Annotated in this window: 16 protein-coding genes and 4 pseudogenes; 11 read left to right on the top strand and 9 right to left on the bottom strand. The window is 66.6% G+C overall.

The window, feature by feature from the left end; all coding sequences use genetic code 11:
* Window positions 1-20 precede the first annotated feature (20 nt).
* From lpxB to ACZK2V_RS06880, 5 genes and pseudogenes are all read left to right on the top strand, one after another.
* Window positions 21-1,221 (top strand): annotated as a pseudogene (lpxB, locus tag ACZK2V_RS06900) (lipid-A-disaccharide synthase).
* Window positions 1,218-1,886: a ribonuclease HII gene (locus tag ACZK2V_RS06895; RefSeq protein WP_049461544.1), complete on the top strand. Its 669-nt coding sequence runs from the start codon at window positions 1,218-1,220 to the stop codon at window positions 1,884-1,886. The pseudogene lpxB and the gene ACZK2V_RS06895 overlap by 4 nt, the downstream one beginning before the upstream one ends.
* A 218-nt stretch (window positions 1,887-2,104) precedes the next feature.
* Window positions 2,105-5,695 (top strand): DNA polymerase III subunit alpha, encoded by a 3,591-nt coding sequence (gene dnaE / locus ACZK2V_RS06890; RefSeq protein WP_486323050.1) that lies wholly within the window; start codon window positions 2,105-2,107, stop codon window positions 5,693-5,695.
* Between the two features lie 56 nt (window positions 5,696-5,751).
* The gene (locus ACZK2V_RS06885; RefSeq protein WP_049461546.1) at window positions 5,752-6,621 is read left to right on the top strand and encodes a hypothetical protein; all 870 of its coding nucleotides are present in this window, start codon (window positions 5,752-5,754) and stop codon (window positions 6,619-6,621) included.
* Between the two features lie 113 nt (window positions 6,622-6,734).
* Window positions 6,735-7,694, top strand: coding sequence for an acetyl-CoA carboxylase carboxyltransferase subunit alpha (locus tag ACZK2V_RS06880; protein WP_032128332.1), 960 nt, complete (start codon window positions 6,735-6,737; stop codon window positions 7,692-7,694).
* Window positions 7,695-8,007: 313 nt separating this feature from the next.
* Here the strand turns inward: ACZK2V_RS06880 and ACZK2V_RS06875 are convergent.
* Window positions 8,008-8,461 (bottom strand): annotated as a pseudogene (locus tag ACZK2V_RS06875) (CopD family protein).
* 149 nt (window positions 8,462-8,610) lie between these two features.
* Here ACZK2V_RS06875 and ACZK2V_RS06870 point away from each other — a divergent pair.
* Window positions 8,611-9,199 (top strand): annotated as a pseudogene (locus ACZK2V_RS06870) (class I SAM-dependent DNA methyltransferase).
* Window positions 9,200-9,292: 93 nt separating this feature from the next.
* On the top strand, window positions 9,293-10,600 hold the full coding sequence (locus tag ACZK2V_RS06865; protein WP_486323049.1) for a polyhydroxyalkanoate depolymerase: 1,308 nt from the start codon (window positions 9,293-9,295) through the stop codon (window positions 10,598-10,600).
* A 214-nt stretch (window positions 10,601-10,814) separates the two neighbouring features.
* Here ACZK2V_RS06865 and ACZK2V_RS06860 read toward each other — a convergent pair whose 3' ends face one another.
* Window positions 10,815-11,804, bottom strand: coding sequence for a sensor domain-containing protein (locus tag ACZK2V_RS06860; RefSeq protein ID WP_049421665.1), 990 nt, complete (start codon window positions 11,802-11,804; stop codon window positions 10,815-10,817).
* Window positions 11,801-12,166 carry a PadR family transcriptional regulator gene (locus tag ACZK2V_RS06855; RefSeq protein WP_004150914.1) on the bottom strand — a complete coding sequence of 122 codons (366 nt, stop codon included), beginning with the start codon at window positions 12,164-12,166 and terminating at the stop codon, window positions 11,801-11,803. Before ACZK2V_RS06855 ends, ACZK2V_RS06860 begins: the two co-directional genes overlap by 4 nt.
* A gap of 136 nt (window positions 12,167-12,302) precedes the next feature.
* Here ACZK2V_RS06855 and ACZK2V_RS06850 point away from each other — a divergent pair, with 136 nt between their 5' ends.
* Complete coding sequence (locus ACZK2V_RS06850) at window positions 12,303-13,205, top strand: peptidylprolyl isomerase (RefSeq protein WP_486323048.1); 903 nt, start codon at window positions 12,303-12,305, stop codon at window positions 13,203-13,205.
* Between the two features lie 160 nt (window positions 13,206-13,365).
* Here ACZK2V_RS06850 and ACZK2V_RS06845 read toward each other — a convergent pair whose 3' ends face one another.
* Both ACZK2V_RS06845 and ACZK2V_RS06840 read right to left on the bottom strand, forming a co-directional pair.
* A complete protein-coding gene (locus ACZK2V_RS06845) occupies window positions 13,366-13,497 on the bottom strand; it encodes a hypothetical protein (protein ID WP_486323047.1) in 132 nt (43 codons plus the stop codon).
* A 275-nt stretch (window positions 13,498-13,772) separates the two neighbouring features.
* Window positions 13,773-14,645, bottom strand: a complete 873-nt coding sequence (locus tag ACZK2V_RS06840) for a DMT family transporter (RefSeq protein WP_486323046.1) — start codon at window positions 14,643-14,645, stop codon at window positions 13,773-13,775.
* Window positions 14,646-14,760: 115 nt separating this feature from the next.
* Between ACZK2V_RS06840 and ACZK2V_RS06835 the strand changes: the two genes are divergently transcribed.
* Both ACZK2V_RS06835 and ACZK2V_RS06830 read left to right on the top strand, forming a co-directional pair.
* Entirely contained in the window at window positions 14,761-15,705 is a 945-nt protein-coding gene (locus tag ACZK2V_RS06835; RefSeq protein ID WP_188488558.1) for a LysR substrate-binding domain-containing protein, read from the top strand.
* Window positions 15,706-15,773: 68 nt separating this feature from the next.
* Window positions 15,774-16,067, top strand: a complete 294-nt coding sequence (locus ACZK2V_RS06830) for a hypothetical protein (protein WP_005415831.1) — start codon at window positions 15,774-15,776, stop codon at window positions 16,065-16,067.
* A 31-nt stretch (window positions 16,068-16,098) separates the two neighbouring features.
* Here ACZK2V_RS06830 and ACZK2V_RS06825 read toward each other — a convergent pair whose 3' ends face one another.
* Together ACZK2V_RS06825 and ACZK2V_RS06820 are read right to left on the bottom strand one after the other, a co-directional pair.
* Window positions 16,099-16,878, bottom strand: a complete 780-nt coding sequence (locus ACZK2V_RS06825) for a DUF4349 domain-containing protein (protein ID WP_486323310.1) — start codon at window positions 16,876-16,878, stop codon at window positions 16,099-16,101.
* Between the two features lie 32 nt (window positions 16,879-16,910).
* Complete coding sequence (locus tag ACZK2V_RS06820) at window positions 16,911-17,267, bottom strand: GFA family protein (RefSeq protein WP_486323045.1); 357 nt, start codon at window positions 17,265-17,267, stop codon at window positions 16,911-16,913.
* 111 nt (window positions 17,268-17,378) lie between these two features.
* Between ACZK2V_RS06820 and ACZK2V_RS06815 the strand changes: the two genes are divergently transcribed.
* A complete protein-coding gene (locus ACZK2V_RS06815) occupies window positions 17,379-19,187 on the top strand; it encodes a DUF885 domain-containing protein (protein ID WP_486323044.1) in 1,809 nt (602 codons plus the stop codon).
* A 126-nt stretch (window positions 19,188-19,313) separates the two neighbouring features.
* On the opposite strand, the gene ACZK2V_RS06810 is transcribed toward ACZK2V_RS06815, so the two are convergent.
* Window positions 19,314-19,550, bottom strand: a complete 237-nt coding sequence (locus ACZK2V_RS06810; protein WP_049424597.1) for a hypothetical protein — start codon at window positions 19,548-19,550, stop codon at window positions 19,314-19,316.
* Window positions 19,551-19,660: 110 nt separating this feature from the next.
* Window positions 19,661-20,876, bottom strand: a pseudogene (gene agp, locus ACZK2V_RS06805) (bifunctional glucose-1-phosphatase/inositol phosphatase).
* Between the last annotated feature and the right edge of the window lie 39 nt (window positions 20,877-20,915).

The following is a 20,915-nucleotide window of genomic DNA, read 5'->3' as shown; positions in this document are numbered from 1 at the left end:
CCGTGATTCCGCTGGCCTCGATGGCCGGCAGCGTCCCCGCGCAGCGGGTGCTCAGCGAGCGCCCGTTGCGGATCGCGCTGGTGGCCGGTGAGGCCTCCGGTGATCTGCTGGGTGCGGGCCTGGTGCGCGAACTGAAGGCACGCTTTCCAAATGCCGAATTCGCCGGCATCGGTGGCGATGCCATGCGTAGCGCCGGCTGCCTGACCTGGCACGATGCCAGCGAGCTGGCGGTGATGGGCCTGACCGAAGTACTGCGCCACCTGCCACGCCTGCTCAAACTGCGTTCCGCGTTCCGCCAGCGTGCGCTGGAATGGCAGCCGGACGTGTTCATCGGCATCGACGCGCCCGACTTCAACCTGGGCATCGAACGCTGGCTGAAGCAGCGCGGCGTGCGCACCGTGCACTACGTCAGCCCCTCGGTCTGGGCCTGGCGCGAGAAGCGCGCCGAGAAGATCGGCAGCAGCGCCGACCTGGTGCTGTGCCTGTTCCCGATGGAGCCGCCCATCTATGCCAAACACGGCATCGACGCGCGTTTCGTTGGCCATCCGATGGCCGATGACATCCCCCTGCAGGGCAACCGCGAGGAAGCGCGCCGCGCTTGGCCTGCCGACATCGGCCAAGGTGCTGGCGGTGTTGCCAGGCAGCCGCCTGGGTGAAATCTCGCGCCTCGGTGAACCCTTCTTCGAAGCCGCCTGGCAGGTCTCCGAGCGCATCCCCGGCCTGCACGTGGTGGTGCCTGCCGCCAACCCCGCATGCAAGCGGCTGATCGAAGAGCAGCTGTCGCGCTCGGCGCTGCCGGTCGCGTACTCGCATGTGCTCGACGGCCAGGCGCGCAACGCCATGATCGCGGCCGACGTGGTGGTGCTGGCGTCCGGTACCGCGACCCTGGAGGCCATGCTGGTGAAGCGGCCGATGGTGGTCGGCTACCGTGTCAACGAGCTGACCTACCGTCTGGTCAAGGCATTCGGCCTGATCAAGGTCGACCGCTTCGCCCTGCCCAACATCCTGGCCGGCCAGGACCTGGCACCGGAGCTGATGCAGCATGACTGCACGCCGGACAAGCTGGCTGCGGCCATCCAGCAATGGTTCGACCACCCGCAGCGGGTGACCGACCTGCAGGACACCTATGCCCGCCTGCATGAGCGCCTGCGCCGCAATGCGTCGGCACGTGCCGCCGACGCCGTCGGCGAGCTGCTGATGCGCGACCAGGCCCAGGCATGAGCCGCCGCCATGCCGCAGCGGCCAGCCTGACCCTGTTCGATGGCGCGGCGGTGGTCGAGCCGGAGCGCCTGGTCGCCGGCGTCGACGAAGCCGGTCGTGGCCCGCTGGCCGGGCCGGTCGCGGTGGCGGCCGTGGTGTTCGACCCGGCACGGCCGCGCATCAACGGCCTGGACGATTCCAAGCAGCTGACCGCGGCGCGCCGCGAGCAGCTGCATGACCGCATCATCGAGCGCGCCCTGGCCTGGCATGTGGTGCTGGTGGACGTGGACACCATCGACCGTCTGAACATCTACCAGGCCACCCTGCAGGGCATGCGCGACGTGGTCGCAGCGGTCGCCCACGTGGCCGGCTTCGCGCGCATCGATGGCAACGTGGTGCCCAAGGGGCTGGTACTGCCGGCGCAGGCGCTGGTCGGCGGCGATGGCATCGACCGCGCGATCATGGCCGCCTCGATCCTGGCCAAGGTCTCGCGCGACCGCTACATGCAGGAGGTGCATGCCCGCCATCCGCAGTACGGCTTCGAGCAGCACAAGGGCTACGGCACCCCGGCCCACCTGGCCGCCCTGCGCGAGCACGGCCCCTGCGTGGAGCACCGGCGCAGCTTCGCCCCGGTGCGCGAGTGCCTGGAAACAGCGCCAGCCCCCGCGATCACAGCCATCGCTTGAACAACGGCTGCCGGGTATCGTCCGGCGCTTTCACGGCAATGTGAACGCCTCCGCTGGCGCCGGGCCATGCCCGGCGACATTCGCGCAATCGGCGCACCGTCAAGTCCTTGTCGCTTCCCCCTGCCCTCGCTACCCTGACCGGGCACTCCAGCGCATCCCGACCCCGGCGACGATCTTCCGTCAGCACCCGGGGCCCGCGCGCTCCAACCTGGTCCGGCATGTCCAACTCCCGCTTCGTACATCTCCACGTCCACACCGAGTTCTCGCTGGCGGACTCGACCATCCGCGTGCCGGCCAAGCCCGACCAGGCGGACCCGAAGAAGGCCAAGCAGGCCAACCTGCTGTCGCGCTCGGTCGAGCTCGGCCTGCCCGCGCTGGCGGTGACCGACCTCAACAACCTGTTCGCCCTGGTCAAGTTCTACAAGGCCGCCGAAGGCGTGGGCATCAAGCCGATCGCCGGCGCCGATGTACTGATCGCCGAGGAAGGCCAGGACCCGTGGCGGATGACCCTGCTGTGCCGCGACCGTGAGGGCTACCTGAGCCTGTCGCGGCTGCTAACCCGCGCCTGGATGGAAGGTCATCGTCCGGAAGGCGGTGTGGCCGTCCACCCGGACTGGCTGAAGGCCGGCAACGCCAACCTGTTCGCACTCGCTGGCCGGCAGAGCCTGGCCGGGCGCCTGGCGTTGGACGGCAAGCATGAACTGGCGGAGCAGCAGCTGGCCGACTGGCAACGCGTGTTCGGCGACGGCCTGCACCTGGAGCTGACCCGCACCGGCCGCGAGGGCGAAGAAACCTTCAACCAGTTCGCGCTGATGGCCGCCGGCCAGCGTGGCCTGCCGGTGGTGGCCAGCAACGACGTGCGCTTCCTGTCGCCGACGGATTTCAGCGCGCACGAAGCGCGCGTGTGCATTTCCACCGGCCGCGTGCTGGACGACCCCAAGCGCCCGCGCGAATACAGCGACCAGCAGTACCTGAAGTCGGCCGAGGAGATGTGCGCGCTGTTCGCCGACATCCCCGATGCGATCGACAACACGCTGGCGCTGGCCGAGCGCTGCAACATCGAGATGCGGCTGGGCACCTACTTCCTGCCCAACTACCCGGTGCCGGACGACGAGACCCTGGACACCTGGATCCAGAAGATGTCGCGCGATGGCCTGGAAGAGCGCCTGGAGAAGAATCCACTGGCGCCGGGCAAGACCCGCGAAGAGTACTTCGAGCGCCTGGAATTCGAGCTCAACACCATCATCAAGATGGGCTTCCCGGGCTACTTCCTGATCGTGGCCGACTTCATCCAGTGGGGCAAGAACCAGGGCATTCCGATCGGCCCCGGCCGTGGTTCGGGTGCCGGTTCGCTGGTGGCGTGGGCGCTGAAGATCACCGATCTGGACCCGCTGCCGTACAACCTGCTGTTCGAGCGATTCCTCAATCCGGAACGCGTGTCGATGCCCGACTTCGACATCGACTTCTGCATGGACCGCCGCGACGAGGTGATCGACTACGTCGCGCGCAAGTACGGGCGCGAGCGCGTCAGCCAGATCATCACCTACGGCACCATGGCCGCCAAGGCGGTGGTGCGCGACTCCGGCCGCGTGCTCGGTTTCCCGTACGGCCTGGTCGACGGTGTCTCCAAGCTGATCCCGAACATCCTCGGCATCCACCTGAAGGATGCGCTGGGCAAGGGCAAGGAAGGCCCGAGCTCGGAAATGGCGTCGGCCGAACTGATCCAGCGCTACGAGACCGAGGACGATGTCCGCGACCTGATCGATCTGGCGCTGCAGCTGGAAGACCTGACCCGCAACGCCGGCAAGCATGCCGGTGGCGTGGTGATCGGGCCGGAGCCGCTTAGCGAGTTCTGCCCGCTGTACGCCGAACACGACGAGAACGGACTCGGCAAGAACCCGGTCACCCAGTTCGACAAGAACGACGTGGAAGAAGTGGGCCTGGTGAAGTTCGACTTCCTTGGCCTGCGCACGCTGACCATCATCGACTGGGCGGTGAAGGCGATCAACAAGCGCCATGAGCGCGCCGGCATCCCGCCGGTGGACATCGCCGCGATCCCGCTGGACGACACGCCCACCTACAAGGACATCTTCGCCAACGGCAACACCGGCGCGGTGTTCCAGTTCGAATCCTCGGGCATGCGCCGCCTGCTGAAGGACGCGCGCCCCGACCGTTTCGAAGACCTGATCGCGCTGGTGTCGCTGTACCGACCCGGCCCGATGGACCTGATTCCGTCCTTCAACGCGCGTAAGCACGGCCAGGAAGAAATCATCTATCCCGATCCGCGCACCGAAGCGATCCTGAAGGACACCTACGGCATCATGGTGTACCAGGAGCAGGTGATGCAGATGGCGCAGATCGTCGGCGGCTACTCGCTGGGCGGCGCCGACCTGCTGCGCCGTGCGATGGGCAAGAAGGTGCCGGCCGAAATGGCCAAGCACCGCGAGATCTTCCGCGAAGGAGCGGCCAAGGACGGCGTGGACGAAGCCAAGGCCGACGCGATCTTCGACCTGATGGAGAAGTTCGCCGGCTACGGCTTCAACAAGTCGCACGCCGCCGCCTACGCGCTGGTCAGTTACCAGACCGCATGGCTGAAACGCCATTACCCGGCCGAGTTCATGGCGGCCACGCTGTCGTCCGATCTGGACAACACCGACAAGGTGGTCGGCTTCCTCGACGAGGTGCGCAACCTCGGCCTGACCGTGCTGCCGCCCAAGGTGAACCAGTCGGCCTTCATGTTCGAAGCGGTGACCCCGGACACCATCCAGTACGGCCTCGGTGCGATCAAGGGCGTCGGCCAGGGTGCCTGCGAGGCGGTGGTCGAGGAGCGACTGAAGGGCGGCCCATTCAAGGACCTGCTCGACTTCTGCACCCGCGTCGGCTCGGCCAAGCTCAACCGGCGCACGCTGGAAGCGATGATCAACTGTGGTGCGTTGGACGAGCTTGGCCGCAACCGTGCCTCGCTGATGCTGCAGCTGCCGGAGGTGATCAAGGCTACCGACCAGATGGCCCGCGAGCGCGCTTCGGGACAGAACTCGCTGTTCGGTGGCCCGGACCCGAGCGCGACCACGATCCAGCTGGACCTGCCCGAAGCCGAAGAATGGCCGCTGCTGCAGCGCCTCAACGGCGAGCGCGACACGCTGGGCTTCTATCTCAGTGGCCACCCGTTCGATCCATGGCGCGACGATGTACGCGATCTGGTCGGCAACGACCTGGGTTCGGTGGAGAAGATCTGGAGCGCCAACAGCGGTGGTGGCGGCGGCGGCGAAAAGCGCTGGCGCCCGGAAGTACAGACCGTGCTGGCCGGCCAGGTGGTCGGTGTGCGTCGCAAGGGCGAGAGCCAGATCTTCATCCAGCTGGAAGATGGCCGCGGCCGCGTCGAGTGCAGCGCGTTCTCCGACGCGATGGCCGAGTTCGGGCACCTGATGACCAAGGACCGCATCCTGGTGGTCAAGGGCGGCCTGCGCGAGGACGAGTTCAACGGCGGCTACGCATTGCGCATCCGCCAATGCTGGGACTTCGACGAAGTCTGCGCCAACTACGCCACGCGGCTGTCGCTGCGCCTGGACCTGCGCCAGCAGCGCCCGGTCTGGGAGCGCGTCAATGCGCTGCTGGACCGCCATCGCCCGGGGCGCACGCCGCTGCGCCTGGACCTGCTGCTGAAGGGCCCGCACGGCGGCGTCGCCGGCATGCTCGATGTTTCCGGGCAGAGCGCGGTGCGCATCGATTCCAAGTTGATGGAGGCGCTGCGCGCCGACCCCGCCGTGCGCACGCTGAAAGTGCGCTACAGCCCACCGTGGGCCAGCTGAGGTCGGCTCCTCCGTATTCCTGTTTTTCCCGTTCCAGTCATCAAGGACGATTGCCAATGAAGACCCTGCTGTTCCCGTTCGCCGCCGCGCTGGCCCTGGCCGCCTGTTCGCCCTCGAAGGTCGAGTTCCAGATCGACAACCCGACCGACACGCCGCTGGCACTGAGCATCGATGGCAAGGACCTGCCGGTGGCCGCACAGGGCTCGCGCCCGATTTCGCTGGCCGTCGGCGAACATCGCCTGCACACCGAAAAGCTCGGCGACGTGCGCTTCATCGTCTACGTCGACGGTCGTGGTGGCCTGATCAACCCGACCCTGAGCGAGTACGTGATCGCCCGCGAGATCTACGTCACCGACGAGAGCAAGCTGAAGAACTTCGGCACCGGCAAGGCCGGCATCGAGCTGGGCGGCGTCGACTTCGAAGGCCCGTTCGAGAAGCGCCACGACCTGTTCATCGACAAGACCTGGACCTACGGCGTGCGCGAACCGTTCCCCAAGGAAAAGGTGGTCGCCCACGTCGATTCCAGCGGCGGCCAGATCGTGGCCAAGGTGTTCACCGCGCCGGACTTCATCGCTTACGTGGAAGAAGGCATGGGCGAGCCCGGTGCGTTCAAGCGCGAGCAGCCGGCCGGCTACGTGGCCCCGGCGTTCAGCCTGGAACCGGCCCCGGCCAGCCTGCCGGCGCTGGTGCCCGCCTTCGAGGCGCATGCCGCGCCGCTGCGCGAGGTCTATGCGCGCTGGCTGAAGGCCACCACCGCCGATGAACAGAAGGCCCTGCGCAAGCAGGACTTCGCCGCGCAGATGGCCTTCACCTCGGCCACCGCCACCCTGGGCAGCGGGCTGGGCCGGGAGGCCAACGAGGCCTACAACGACTTCGTTTCCCAGCGCAGCCAGCTGATGGGCCGCAGCGCCCTGGTAGTGCCCTGAGCTGACTGGCGCGCCCTGCCCGGCTGCGCTACCGTCGCCTTCCAGACGAAGGCGTACGGGTGGTTTGCACGCATTCGGCTAGAATTCCCCTCTTCTTTACACGACGGCTTCCGATGAATCCGAACTACCTCGACTTCGAGCAACCCATCGCCGACCTGGAAGCCAAGATCCAGGAACTGCGCAACGCCAGTGCCGGGCCGGCGGTCAATGTCGAGGCGGAAGTGCACGCGCTGCAGGACAAGCTGCGCATGCGCACCGCGCAGATCTTCCGCAACCTGACCTCGTGGCAGGTGCTGCAGCTGGCCCGTCATCCGTCGCGTCCGTACACCGCCGACTACCTCCGCGTCATGTTCGATGAGTTCCAGGAGCTGGCCGGCGACCGTGCCTTCGCCGACGACAAGGCGATCATGGGCGGCCTGGCCCGCATCAACGGCCGTGCGGTGATGGTGATCGGCCACCAGAAGGGCCGTGACACCAAGGAAAAGATCAAGCGCAACTTCGGCATGCCCAAGCCGGAGGGCTACCGCAAGGCCCTGCGCCTGATGAAGATGGCCGAGCGCTTCGGCCTGCCGGTGCTGACCCTGATCGACACCGCCGGCGCCTGGCCGGGCATCGATGCCGAATCGCGTGGCCAGTCCGAAGCGATCGCACGCAACCTGATCGAGATGGCCGAACTGAAGGTGCCGATCATCTGCACCGTGATCGGTGAAGGTGGCTCCGGCGGCGCGCTGGCGCTGGGCGTGGGCGACCGCACCGTGATGCTGGAGTACTCGGTGTACTCGACCATTACCCCGGAAGGCTGCGCCTCGATCCTGTGGAAGGATGCCGGCAAGGCCAAGGATGCCGCCGAACAGCTGGGCCTGACCGCCCCGCGCCTGAAGAGCCTGGGCCTGGTCGACAAGGTCGTGCGCGAGCCGACCGGCGGCGCCCACCGCAACCCGACGCAGATGGCCAAGCGCCTGAAGGCGGTGCTGCTGAACGAGCTGGACGCGCTGGACAAGCTGTCCACCGAGCAGCTGCTGGAACAGCGCTACGCCCGCCTGCGCAGCTACGGCACGTACGAAGCGGCCTGATTCATCGGCTTGTTACTTTCTTGCTCGTGCAAGAAAGTAACCAAAGAACACGCCGCCGAACGCGAGCCGGTGCCTTGCACCGGTTCCCTGCGCTTCTCGGTGAATCAGGGGACGGCGCCGAACTCGCTGCGCTCAAACATCGGCGCCTCTTCGCCCCTGTTTCACCTGCGATGCTCGGCTCGCTCATGGCGGACCTGAACATCAAAAGCCACAGCTGCACCCAGTAGATCCACGCCACGCGTGGATGCCTCTGCTTTGGCGAAGAATCACGCGAACCCGTAGAGCCAAGCATGGCTCTACGGATAGCGGGATCTCAGAATGGCTTGGCCAGCACCAGCCACACGATCGGAATGAACGCCAGCAACGGGATCTCGTTGATCCAGCGCAGCGCGCGACGACGGCAGCGCCCTGCCCTTGGCCACGCCCTTGAGCAGGCGCCCGATCCAGCTGAAGTACACCAGCAGCAGCACCACCAGCCCCAGCTTGGCATGCAGCCAACCGGCGCCGCCCGAGGCAACCATCGTCGGGAAATCCGGAATGACCTTGTAGCCCAGCCACAGCACCAGACCCAGCAGGAATGCCAACCCGAACATCGAGTGGCCGAAGCGGTACAGGCGCAGGCCCATCAGCTGCAGGCGCTCGGTCACCGCCGGCTGGCCTGCGGTCTCGGCCAGATTCACCAGGATGCGCGGCAGGTAGAACACCGTGGCCATCCACGCCACCACGAACACGATGTGGAAGGTCTTGACCCAGTAATAGCTCTGCATGCGCTCGCTCCGGCGGCTGGCGTAGGTTGGCGGCCATTCTCGCATGCCGTGGCAAGGCCGCCGCAGGCACGCACGCCGCGACACATCGACGCATGGCACGCCGCAACGCCGTACGATAAGCGCCGTTTTCCCCGATCGTGCACCGCCCCATGGACAAGACCTACGACGCCGCCTACTTCCAACGCTGGTACCGACGTGCCGACATCGGTGGCAGCGCCCGCCTGGCACGCAAGGTGGCATTGGCTGTGGCCAGCGCCGAGTACTACCTGGAGCGACCGATCCGCAGCGTGCTGGATATCGGCTGCGGCGAAGGCGCCTGGCGCGCCGCTGCTGAAGCTGCGTCCGAAGGTCGAATACCTCGGCTTCGACAGCAGCGAGTACGCTGTGCGCCGCTACGGGAGGACCCGCAACCTGCACCTGGCCCGCTTCGGCGATTTCGCCTGGCTGCGGCCCTGCGCCCCGGTCGACCTGCTGGTCTGCTCGGACGTGATGCACTACGTGCCCGACCGTGAGCTGCGTGCCGGACTGGCCGGCGTGGCGGAGCTGACCGGCGGCGTGGCCTTCCTGGAGACCTTCGCCGCCGAGGACGCGTTCGAGGGCGACCACGAGGGTTTCCAGGCCCGCCCGGCGCGCTGGTACCGGCGGACGCTGGCCCGGCATGGCCTGCAGCCGGTAGGGTCGCATTGCTGGCTCGGTCCCGCCCTGGCAGGCGATGCGGCCGCGCTGGAACGGATGTGAATCCGGATTCATTATTTTCAGCCAACTTAACCTGCGGGACACCCGGATGGGATATGCTGCGCGGCAACATATGACCATACATATTCGGTCGTCATGCTCTATCAACTGCACGAACTGACCCGCAACCTGCTCGCCCCCTGGGTGCACCAGGCCCAGGCCAACGCCAGGTTCTTCGCCAACCCGGGCCACTGGTGGTCGCAGATGCCCGGCGCTGATCGCCTGGCGGCGGTCAATGAACTCTTCCATCGCATCGGCAAGGATTACGAGAAGCCCGAGTGGGGCATCAACGAAATCGACGTCGAGGGCGAGCGCGTGCCGATCGTCGTGCACGAGGAAGTGAGCAAGCCGTTCTGCAAGCTGCTGCGCTTCAAGCGCCACAGCAATGAGGCCGACCAGCTGCACACGATGCTCAATCAGCCGTTCGTGCTGGTGGTGGCGCCGCTGTCCGGCCACCATGCCACGCTGCTGCGCGATACCGTGCGCACGCTGCTGCGCGACCACCGCGTGTACGTCACCGACTGGATGGACGCGCGCATGGTGCCGTCCAGCGAAGGCGAGTTCGGCCTGGATGACTACATCGCCTACATCCAGGAATTCATCCACCACCTCGGCGTGGAGCGCCTGCACGTGGTGAGTGTGTGCCAGCCGACCGTACCGGTGCTGGCTGCGGTTTCGCTGATGGCCAGCCGTGGCGAGCCGACGCCGCGCACGCTGGTGATGATGGGCGGCCCGATCGATGCACGCTGCAGCCCGACCGCAGTGAACAACCTGGCCACGCAGAACCCGCTGTCGTGGTTCGAGAACAACGTCATCCACACCGTGCCGGCCAGCTATCCCGGCGCCGGCCGTCGCGTGTACCCGGGCTTCCTGCAGCACGCCGGTTTCCTGTCGATGAACCCGAGCCGCCACTTCAGCTCGCACTGGGACTTCTACACCGACCTGGTCAAGGGCGACCTGGAAGACGCCGACGCGCACCGTCGTTTCTACGACGAGTACAACGCGGTGCTGGACATGCCGGCCAAGTACTACCTCGATACCATCCGCGTGGTGTTCCAGGACTTCCTGCTGCCGCGTGGCGAGTGGGTGGTCAACGGCGAGAAGGTCGATCCGTCGGCGATCCGCGACACCGCGCTGCTGAGCATCGAAGGCGAGCTGGACGACATCGCCGGCCTCGGCCAGACCGAAGCGGCGCAGGCGCTGTGCACCGGCATCGACGCTGACCGCCGTGAGCATTTCATTGTCGAAGGTGCCGGCCACTACGGCATCTTCAGCGGCCGTCGCTGGCGCGAAGTGGTGTACCCGAAGGTGCGCGACTTCTTCGCCGCGCATGCCGATGCACCGGCGGCGAAGGTCACGAAGAAGAAGAGCAACGTTACCCCGTTGCGGCGAAAGGCGGGGTAACTCGCCCAGGGTGGGTGCCGACCTTGGTCGGTACGCCCTGGTAGATGCCAACCTTGGTTGGCGCTCTACCCTGAATCCCGGTATCTGAAGGATTGTGCCAACCAAGGTTGGCACCTACCAAAGCGAATTCCGCCAAGCGCCCCTGCACTGATGGATCGTGCCAACCAAGGTTGGCACCTACCAGAGCGAAGCCTACCGAAGCGTGGATTCCCGCTTACAACCGCACCAGCAGGTTCTTGGCGATCAGTCCGTGCAGCTTGCCGATGCCGCGTGCCAGGTGCATCGTCAGCAGCAGCAGCAACGCGCCCACGGCGGCAACCACGATCGCCACCAGCGGCGAGGCCGCCATCGGCAGCACGTTCACGCCGTCGACGTACACGCCCGGAATGTCACCACTGAAGATCGCTGCGACCGGCGCCCAGATCAGGCTCAGCGACAGCGACAGCAACGTCACCGCGATGGTGAAGTAGATGACGCCCAACGGCAGCATCAGCACGAAATACAGCAGGGTCAGCCAGGTGCGGCCATCGGTGAACATGTCGCCGATGCGCTGCAGCCACGTGCGGCTGCGGTCGGTGTAGCGCGGGCGGCGCGGCATGCGCTCGCCCAGCAGCGCTTCCACCAGCCGCCCTTCCAGCAGCGCCAGCCCGCGCACCGAGCCGAAGAACAGCACGGTCAGCGGAATGCCGATGATCAGGATCAACAGGCCCAGCGACAAAGACAGGCCGGTCACCACCCAGGTGAAGAAGAAGATGCCGGTGGCCAGCGACAGCAGCATGTAGAACAGCGCACCGTAGGTGTGCGGGTCGGTCACCACGCCAAAGAAGCGCGCCAGCAGGGAGCGCTGCACCGGCGCCGGCGGCGGCGCGGCCGGCTCGACGCCACTGGCTTCCGCCGCAGCACGCAGCACCGGCGTGGTATCCGCACGTGGCGTGCGCAGCGCGCGATTCACCGTCACTTCGGTCTCGCGGTAGATCTCGGCCACTTCTTCCGGCGCACCGTAGCTGCCGGCAACGTCGGCGATCACCTCGGCCTCGCTGCGGCCGGGCTGCGCCGCCAGCTCCGAGCGCAGGTATTCCTCGGCGTCGTACAACGCGTCCTGCACCATCGCCGGATCGGCACCTTCCAGCGCAGCGCGCAGCTGCGCCAGGTACTGCGGAATGGTGGTCGGCAGGGCGCGGCCTGCCAGGCTCGGGTCGTTCATTGCGGTACCCCCTCCAACACGGAATCGACGGAATCACGGGTGGCCTGCCACGCCTGGCGCCACTGCGCCAGCACCTCGCGGCCACGTTCATTGATGCGGTAGTAGCGCCGCGGCGGCCCGCTGCTGGACGGCTCCACATGGCTTTCCAGCAGGCCGGCGCCCTCCAGATTGCGCAGCACCGGGTACAGCGCGCTCTGCTTGCCGCTCAGCACGCCCTCGCCCACCCGCTCCAGCTCCTTGGCGATCAGGTAGCCGTACAGCGGCTCCCCAGCCCGGGCCAGCACCGCCAGCAGGGCCAGCGACACCGTTCCAGCGCTGAGTTCCTTCTGGAACTTCTTCAGGTGGACATCGTCCTCGGACATGGCCGGTCCTCCACTACGTTGAACTCCACAGTAGTGCGAAGTTCGGTATAGCGAATGTGTCGTTAGTCACTCTGCCGGTTGGCGTGACCGAATTGCTCGCGCAGAATCGAAGCCTCGTTCATGTTCCGGGGTTCCCATGCCGCACCGCCGTCGCCTTGCCCTGACCGCCCTCGCCCTCGCCTGCCTGCTGCCCGCCATGGCCAGCGCGGCCACGCCTTACCGCAGCCCGCAGCAGATCTTGGACGTCTCGCCGGCCAGCGACTGGCGCACCCCGGACCCGGCCAACCTGCTGTACATGGACCTGCCGGCCGGGCGGGTGATCATCGAGCTGGCGCCGCAGTTCGCCCCGCGCCATGTCGCCAACATCCAGACCTTCGCCCACGAGCACTTCTGGGACGGCACCAGCATCTACCGCTCGCAGGACAACTTCGTGGTGCAGTTCGGCGATGCCGACGCCGATGACGCAGCCAAGGCCAAGCCGTTCGGCAGTGCCGCGCGCAAGCTGCCGGCCGAGTTCGAGCGCGCCAGCGCCGGCCTGAAGGTCAGCGTGCTGCCGGACCGCGATGGCTGGGCCGCGCAGACCGGATTCGTCGACGGCTTCCCGGTCGGCCAGGACCCGCAGGCCGGCAAGGCCTGGCTGGCGCACTGCTACGGCATGCTCGGCGCCGGCCGCAGCAATGAAGAAGACAGCAGCATCGGCGCCGAACTGTACGTGGTGACCGGCCAGTCGCCGCGCCAGCTGGACCGCAACATCACCCTCGTCGGCCGCGTGCTGAAGGGCATGGAGCTGCTCAGCGCGATCCCGCGCGGACCGGCGCCGATGGGCTTCTACACCGACCCGAAGCTGCGTACGCCGATCGTGTCGATCCGCCGCGCCAGCGATGTGCCGGCGGCCGAGCGCACGCCGATCCAGGTGCTGCGCACCGATTCAAAGACCTTTGCCGATACGGTCGAGGCGCGACGCAATCGCGTGGATGATTTCTACAAGCGCCCGGCGGGGCACATCGATCTTTGCAATGTTCCGGTGCCGGTGAAGTAACGCCGTTGCGGGTTCTGCACGTGGCGCGTGCTGAAGGTGCTTCATCGTTCATGGGCGTCACTTTTCTTTTCGCGCGAAAAGAAAAGTAACCAAAAGAAACGCGCCGCCAGGTCGCGAGCCGCCGTGCTTCGCACGCCGGTCCCCTGCGCTTCTCGGTGAATCAGGGGACGGCGCCGAACTCGCTGCGCTCAAACATCGGCGCCTCTTCGCCCCTGATTCCCCTGCGATGCTCGGCTCGCTCAAGGCGGACCCAGATCAAAGGCCGCAGCTGCACCCAGTAGATCCGCGCCATGCGTGGATGCTTTTGCGGTTGATCTTGACCTTCCAGTCCGCCTTGAGCGAGCCGAGCACCGCAGGTCCGGCGAGGGCGAAGAGGCGCGGGTGTCTGAGCGCAGCGAGTTCCCGCGCCGTCCCTCGACGGGCCGAGGAGCGCAGGGCACCGATGCGCAACGCGCATCGGCTCGTGACCGGCGGAACGTTTCTTTTGGTTACTTTTCTTTGCGTACAAAGAAAAGTAACGCCCATGAACAATGAAGCACCCTCAGCACGCGCCACGCGCTAAACGCCTCAGCCCTTCTGACTCACCGCCACGCTACCCAGGATCAACACACCGGCAATCAGCATCTGCAGCGTCACCGGCTCACCCAGGAACAACCACGCAAACGCCGCACCGAACAGCGGAATCAGGTAGGTCACCGTCGACGCACGCGACGGTCCGATACGCCCGATCAGGCGATAGAACATCAGGAACGCCAGCCCGGTGCAGGCCACGCCCAGGGCAATCGCCGCGCCCCAGGCCTTGGCCGGAATCGCCGCCTGCGGCCAATGGCTGACCGCCATCGGCAGCATCCACAGCGAGGCACACGACAGCGTTGCCGCCGCCGCCGCCGCCGACGGCAGGCCGGTCATGTGCCGCTTCACCAGGTTGACGCCCAGACCGTACAGCAGCGAGGCCGCCGCACCGGCCAGCACCGCGGTGCCGATGCTCAGGCCCGACACCTTGGCCGTGGCCAGCACGACCACGCCGGCAAAGCCGACCAGCAACGCGCCAGCGCGGCGCATGCCGATCTTCTCGCCAAAGAACAGGAAGGCGATCAGCGCAGCGAACAACACGGTCATCGCATTGCAGATCGCGCCGATCGCAGCAGGGGCCCGCTCCGCCGCATAAGCGAACAGCACGAACGGCAGCGCCGAGTTGATCAGGCCGATCGGTGCCAGCCACAGCCAGCGCGGCGGCGGGAACTGCGCGCGAGCGCGCCACAGGAATGGCAGCAGCACCAGCGCGCCCAGCACCAGCCGTACCTCGACCAGCGCGAACGGGCCGAACGACGGCACCGCCACCCGCATGAACAGGAACGAGCAGCCCCAGATGGCGCCCAGCAGGGCCAATTCCAGCGGTGTGCGCCAGTCGCGCTCGGCCGCCTGTGGGACCGCATTCATGCCCTGCCTCCGTCCATCGTCTTTTCCTCGTCAAGGCAGACAGGATCAGGCGCAGACGCCTGCCGCACAAGCGCGTAGTATCGCTGCCAGCCACAAATATGGTTTGAGGCTCGACATGCAGCTACGCCCTTCCCTGCTCCCCGCACTGGCCGTGTTCGCGGTCGCCGCGCGCCACCAGAACTTCGCCCAGGCCGCACAGGAGCTGCACCTGACCGCCAGCGCGGTCAGCCACCATGTGCGCCGGCTGGAGGAGGTGCTGGAAACCCGGCTGTTCCTGCGCCACGCCCGCGGCGTGCGCCTGACTGCCGAGGGCCGGCAGCTGGCCGACGCCGCCAGCGCCGCCTTCTCCGATGTCGCGGCCGTCGCCCATCACCTGCAGCCGGATGCCGACAGCGTGCCGCTGCGGATCACCACGCTGCGCTCGCTGTCCTACTGCTGGCTGCTGCCACGGCTGCCACGCTTCACCCAGGCCCATCCGCACATCCGCATCGAACTGCACACGGGCAGCGGGCTGGATCGCTACGACGACAACGGCCCGGAAGTCGGCATCCGCTATGGCCTGGGCCAGTGGCCGGGCCTGCGTGCACAGCACCTGATGGATGACTACCTGTTCCCGGTGGCCTCGCCGGCGCTGGCCGGGGTTGAAACGCTGGTCGATCCGGCGCGCATCGCCGACCTGCCACTGCTGACCGATCTGTCGCCGCAGGGCTGGCGCGACTGGTTCCGCCACGCGGGCGTGCGTCCACCGTCGCCGCTGCCGCCGATGCATACCTTCGCCGACAGCACCGATGCAATGCGTGCCGCGGTGTACGGCATGGGCGCGGTGCTGGCACGTACCCATATCGCGCAGCCCTACCTGCAGCGCTACGAGGTGGTACGCCTGCCTGGCCCGGCGCTGAAGGCGCGCTACGCGTATCACGTGGTGCATGCCGAAGGGCAACCGCCGAGCCACGCCGCGCGCCTGTTCATCGACTGGTTGCTGGAGCAGGCGCAGGACGAACGCACACCGATTCCCGCATTGCCGGAAAGCCTGCTCGGGCGCCCGGCCACGCACGGCTGACTGCGCCCTCACCCGTTCTTTGCTTCACGCTGGCTAGGCTGCAGGCAACCCCACACCGTATCGACGCCATGGCCATGCTGCGACTGCGCATCACCGGAACCGAAGACGACGCCCGTGCCATCAGCGACCTGCTGCTCGGCCTGGACGGCATCGAACATGTCGAGGAAACCGACGACCTGATGCCGCACATGGACGACGACGATTCCAGTTCGGCCGGGCTGTCCGATGACATCGGCCCGGGCATCCACGAACTGGAGGTGGAAGTCGGCAACGAAAGCACCGCGCAGAAGGTGCGCGATGCGGTGCAGGAACTGGCGCTGGAGCTGGATGTGTTCGTCGAGTACGAGACCGACGAGGGCTGATGCCGGCGGGTTGCCGGCATCAACCTTCACCTCAGAGGCTGGGCGGCAGCCTGCGGCGGCGGCGACGCCACCACGCCCGCGCACCCCATGCCACGATCAGGGCCAGCACCGCCACCGGCAGCAGCGCGGCCGCGGCACGAATCAGGAACGCAATGCTGGTGCTGAGGATGCTGCCCGATTCACTCAGCGCCTCGCCGATCTCGCTGCGGCTGCGCTGGCCCGAAGTGGTATCGAAGTGCATCGTGACCAGCTGGGTATCGATGCGCCGGCGTTGCTGCGCTGAATCCTTGTTGGCCTGTTCGACCCCGGCTTCGATTTCCGACAGGCGCGTGGTGATCGCCATCAGGTCCTCGATCTTCAGGTCCTTGCGGTCCTGGTAGGACAGCAACCGCGCGTGTTCCTTCTCCAGCCGCGCCTTGGTCAGTGCGGTGTCTGCCACCTCCTGCGCCAGGTCCTCGGCGCGCGTATTGCGCGCCTGCGGCGTGCCGCCTTCACCGGCCATCGCGATCAGCGGCTCGGTACCCTTCGGCGCGATGCGTACCTTGACCTCGCCGCTGGGCTGCTCGCCACTGCGCTGGTCGACCTGCAGCACCGCGCAGTCACCGAACTTCGCGCTCTGGCAGGCCTGCGCCACCTGCTGGATGCGCGGTGCAATCTGCGCCGCTTCCAGCTGCACCTGCACGTCGTGTTCGTAGGCGAGGAATGCGCCTTCCGGCGAAGCGACAGCAGCATCGGCAGCGGCGGCACCCGCCTCCTGCGCCCTCTCGCTGTTCTTGGCACAGGCCGCCAGCGCCAGCAGCAGCACCGGCATCGCCACCACGCGCGTCCACGCGCGCACCGGCGTCACAGTGCCGCTCCGTCGTAGGACATCACCGCCAACGTGGCCAGATCCACCTGCGGTACGCAGCGCACGTTCACCGCTACCATCGGCGTGCCGGTGCGCGGGTCCACCGCTTCGCTGTAGGGGGCAACGCCGCACTCGCGGCAATGGTGATGATCGATGTAGGCCTTGTTGAAGTGGTAGGTGGCCACGTCCGCGGGATTGGTGCTCAGCTGGAACGCCGCACGCGGGGCGAACCACAGCAGGCTGCCGCGGCGACGGCACATCGAGCAGTTGCAGTCGATGACGTCGCTGATCGGCGCCTCGGCCTGTACGGTGAATGCGATCCTGCCGCAATGGCAGCTTCCCTGGTATTCCATGTCCTGCGCTCCGCTGGAGGGCCTTGTCAGTGCCCATGGTAATCCTATGGCACGGGGACAAAGCAGCCCTGGGGCCCTATGCTCGGGGTTTGACCCTGTACAGGAACGCCGATGCGCCCGCATCTTCTTGCCCTCGCCCTGGTCGCCGCCCTGGCCGGTTGCCAGCCGGCCGACGCCCCGACCAACGGTTCCACCCCGGCCGCCAGCCAGCAGGCCGGTGACGCGGCGGTCGATGCCGCCTTCGCCGACCTGTCCAAGCGCGCCCTGGACACCTGGATGCAGCTCTCGCCGGTCAGCGCCACCCAGATCGGTGACCACCGCTACGACAGCGAGCTGGATGACCTGAGTGCCGCCGGCCAGCAGAAGACCGTGGCCGCCTACAAGGCATTGCTGGGCGAGCTGGACAAGATCGAGGTGGCCAAGCTGGGCCGCGAGAACCAGGTGGACGCAGCGATCCTGCGCAACCAGCTGCAGTCGGAAATCTGGAACGCCGAAGTGCTGCAGTCCGGCAAGTGGGACCCGCAGCTGTACAACGGCATCGCTGGCAGCGCGATCTACGGCCTGATGGCGCGCGAGTTCGCGCCGCTGCCGGAGCGCCTGAAGTCGGCCACCGCACGCATGGAAAAGCTGCCGGCGATCTTCGCTCAGGCCCGCGAGAACCTGGACCCGGCCCGTGTGCCGAAGATCCATGCCGAGACGGTGGCCAAGCAGAACAAGGGCATCCTGAGCATCGTCGATACCTTCATCACCCCGCACATCGGTGAACTGCCGCAGGCCGACCAGCAGCGCCTGCAGGCCGCCATCGATGGGCTGAAGAAGGCGGTGGACGAACAGCAGACCTGGCTGGACAAGACCCTGGTGCCGAACGCCAAGGGCGACTTCCGCATCGGTGCGGAAAAGTACGATCAGAAGCTGAAGTTCGCGCTGAACTCGTCGCTGTCGCGCCAGGAGATCGGTGAGCGAGCACGCGCCGAACTCAAGCGCGTGCGCGAAGACATGTACGGCATCGCGCAGACCGTGCTGAAGGACAAGCCGGGCGCACCGGAGATGCCGGCACAGCCGACCGACGAGCAGCAGCAGAAGGCGATCGAGGCCGCGCTGGAGCTGGCCTACGCCAACAAGCCAGCGCGCGACAAGGTCGTCGACGATGCCAAGGCCGCACTGGAGCAGTCCACCGCATTCGTGCGCGAGCACGATCTGATGACGCTGCCCGACGCGCCGGTGGACATCATCCTGATGCCGGAATTCCAGCGTGGCGTGGCCGTGGCCTACTGCGATTCGCCGGGCCCGCTGGACAAGAACCTGAAGACCTTCTACGCCGTGTCGCCGATTCCGGACGACTGGAACGACAAGCAGGTCGACTCGTTCCTGCGTGAGTACAACTCGCGCATGATCCACCTGCTGAGCATCCACGAAGGTACTCCGGGCCATTACCTGGAAGGCTGGCACTCGGCCAAGTTCCCCTCCACCCTGCGTGCGGTGCTGCGTTCGGGCCTGTTCGCCGAAGGCTGGGCGGTCTACACCGAGCGCATGATGCAGGAGCAGGGTTACCTCAACAACGACCCGCTGTTCCACCTGGTGCAGCTGAAGTTCTACCTGCGCACGATCTCCAACGCGATCCTCGACCAGGGCGTGCACGTGGACAACTGGGATCGCGCAAAGGCGATGCGCCTGATGACCCATGATGCCTTCCAGCAGGAGAGCGAAGCCTCGGGCAAGTGGGTGCGCGCGCAGCTGACCTCGGCACAGCTGCCGACCTACTTCGTCGGTGCGCAGGAACACTTCGACACCCGCAAGGCGATGCAGGACAAGCTGAGTGACAAGTTCAACCTCAAGGCCTATCACGACCAGATGCTGTCCTATGGCGCCCCGCCGGTGCGCTTCGCACGCCAGCTGATGCTGGACCAGCCGATCGAGTGATCGCGCAGGTGTGAGTTGGAAACGGAACGGCCCGGGGAAACCCGGGCCGTTTTCTGTTCTGGCAGTTGCGAGCTGCCATCCTGGTGGGTGCGAACATTGGTCCGCCCCGCTTCTGACGCCACTCAATCAGACGATGTGGATATACAGCTTCCTCGAGTTCAGTCTCAAATCGAGGAAGTACTCCACACCACACCCGCGGCAGGCAGCGGGACAATCCTCATCGCTCCCACGCTGGTTCTCCGAGGCATCGGCCACCACCGGATATCCACAATCAAAACACGTAAAGGCAATGTTGCTGCCATGGGGATCCGCCCATATTTCATCTCCATCACCGTCCATTACAAGAAAGTCCGTGATGTTCATGACTCACCGAGATCGCTTGATTGATCGCTGGAGACTACCCGATTCCGGGCATACGGGGCGCGAAGCGGCTTCCGCCTCATCATAATGCGACGCTGCCATCCATCCCGGATTCAAGGTGAATGCAGCAGGTTCTTGAACTGCACTTCACTGCAACCCGACGGCCCACAGCCCGGCAGCGCCAGCTCCACCCGCCCCGGCGGCTGCGCGTCGGTCAACGGGATAGCACCACGCAGCTGCTCGCGCGTGGGATGGACATACACCAACCGATAACGCGCTTCGCCGGCCCCACGATCACGCCAGCGTTCAAACTGCAGCAGGCCGCCGATCGGCGTCTTCTCGTACTGGCCCGGCAACGTGTAGTCCGTGATTCCCAGCGCCGCCAGCACGGAACCGATGTTGGAATCGTGGCCGACCAGCAGGCTCACATTCGGCGCTGCCGGGTCCTCGAACAACGCATTCACTCTTGCCAGCAGTGGCGCGGACACGTCACGCGCCACCTCGGGTGTTCCGAACAGGATGTCCTGGTAGCCGTTGCGGATCTGCGCCAGCGCCTGCCATTGGGTCTCCGTGTTCAATCGGCCCCAGCCTTCGCGGGGAATGCCACTGCCCTGGTAGTGCTCCATCAACAAGGCATCGACCAGCCCGCTGGCCAGAGCCAGTGAACCGGAAATACGCGGTTCCCTGCCCGGCTCTGCGCTGAAAATGGAATCGGCCGGCGTCAGGTCGCATTCGCTGCGACCTGCGCACGCAGCCGACTGCGGGTAGCGGGTGATCGCCTCCACCGCCGCCAGCGCCGGTGCCAGATCCGATGCGGCCTGCGCCTGTTGCATCGCCGACAGCGCGCTCGCGGAAGAGCGTGTCTCTGTTGTGGATCACCGGATTGAACAAGGGATCCATCGTGCCCAGCGGCATGCGCTGCTCGATCGCAACGTGGCAGCCCGGGAAGGCACCTGCAACGAAGAACTGTGCGGTCGCCTGGGTGCGCTGCAGGCTGTTGGCATGGGCGTGGAAATCCGCCGGCTGCGGGCAGCCTGATACCGGCAGCAGCTGTGCGTGGCGCAGCCACTGGCCGATGTAACGGCCCATGTAGACCTCCAGCACGCCGCCCTTGGTGGTCAGCTCGCCGGCGCCTACGTCCCAGCTCGGCCAGCGCTCCGGAGTCGCATTGGCCAACGCGCCCGATGCCACCACCGGTGCGCGCAGGTTGTGGCGGCTGAGAAGGATGACCTGCTCGAGGGCTTCGCCGTGCACGGGGGCTGGCGCGGCTGCCGCAGCTGAACTGACCAGGGCAAGCGCGAGCAGCAAAGGGCGTAGCGGGTGGATCATGCGGGTCTCCGGAAACACACTGGGGTCAGAGCTCTTTCC

Source organism: Stenotrophomonas sp. 93052_Sma (assembly GCF_056481145.1).
The sequence above is the reverse complement of the archived record's forward strand: the minus strand, read 5'-3'. Positions and strand labels throughout refer to the sequence as shown.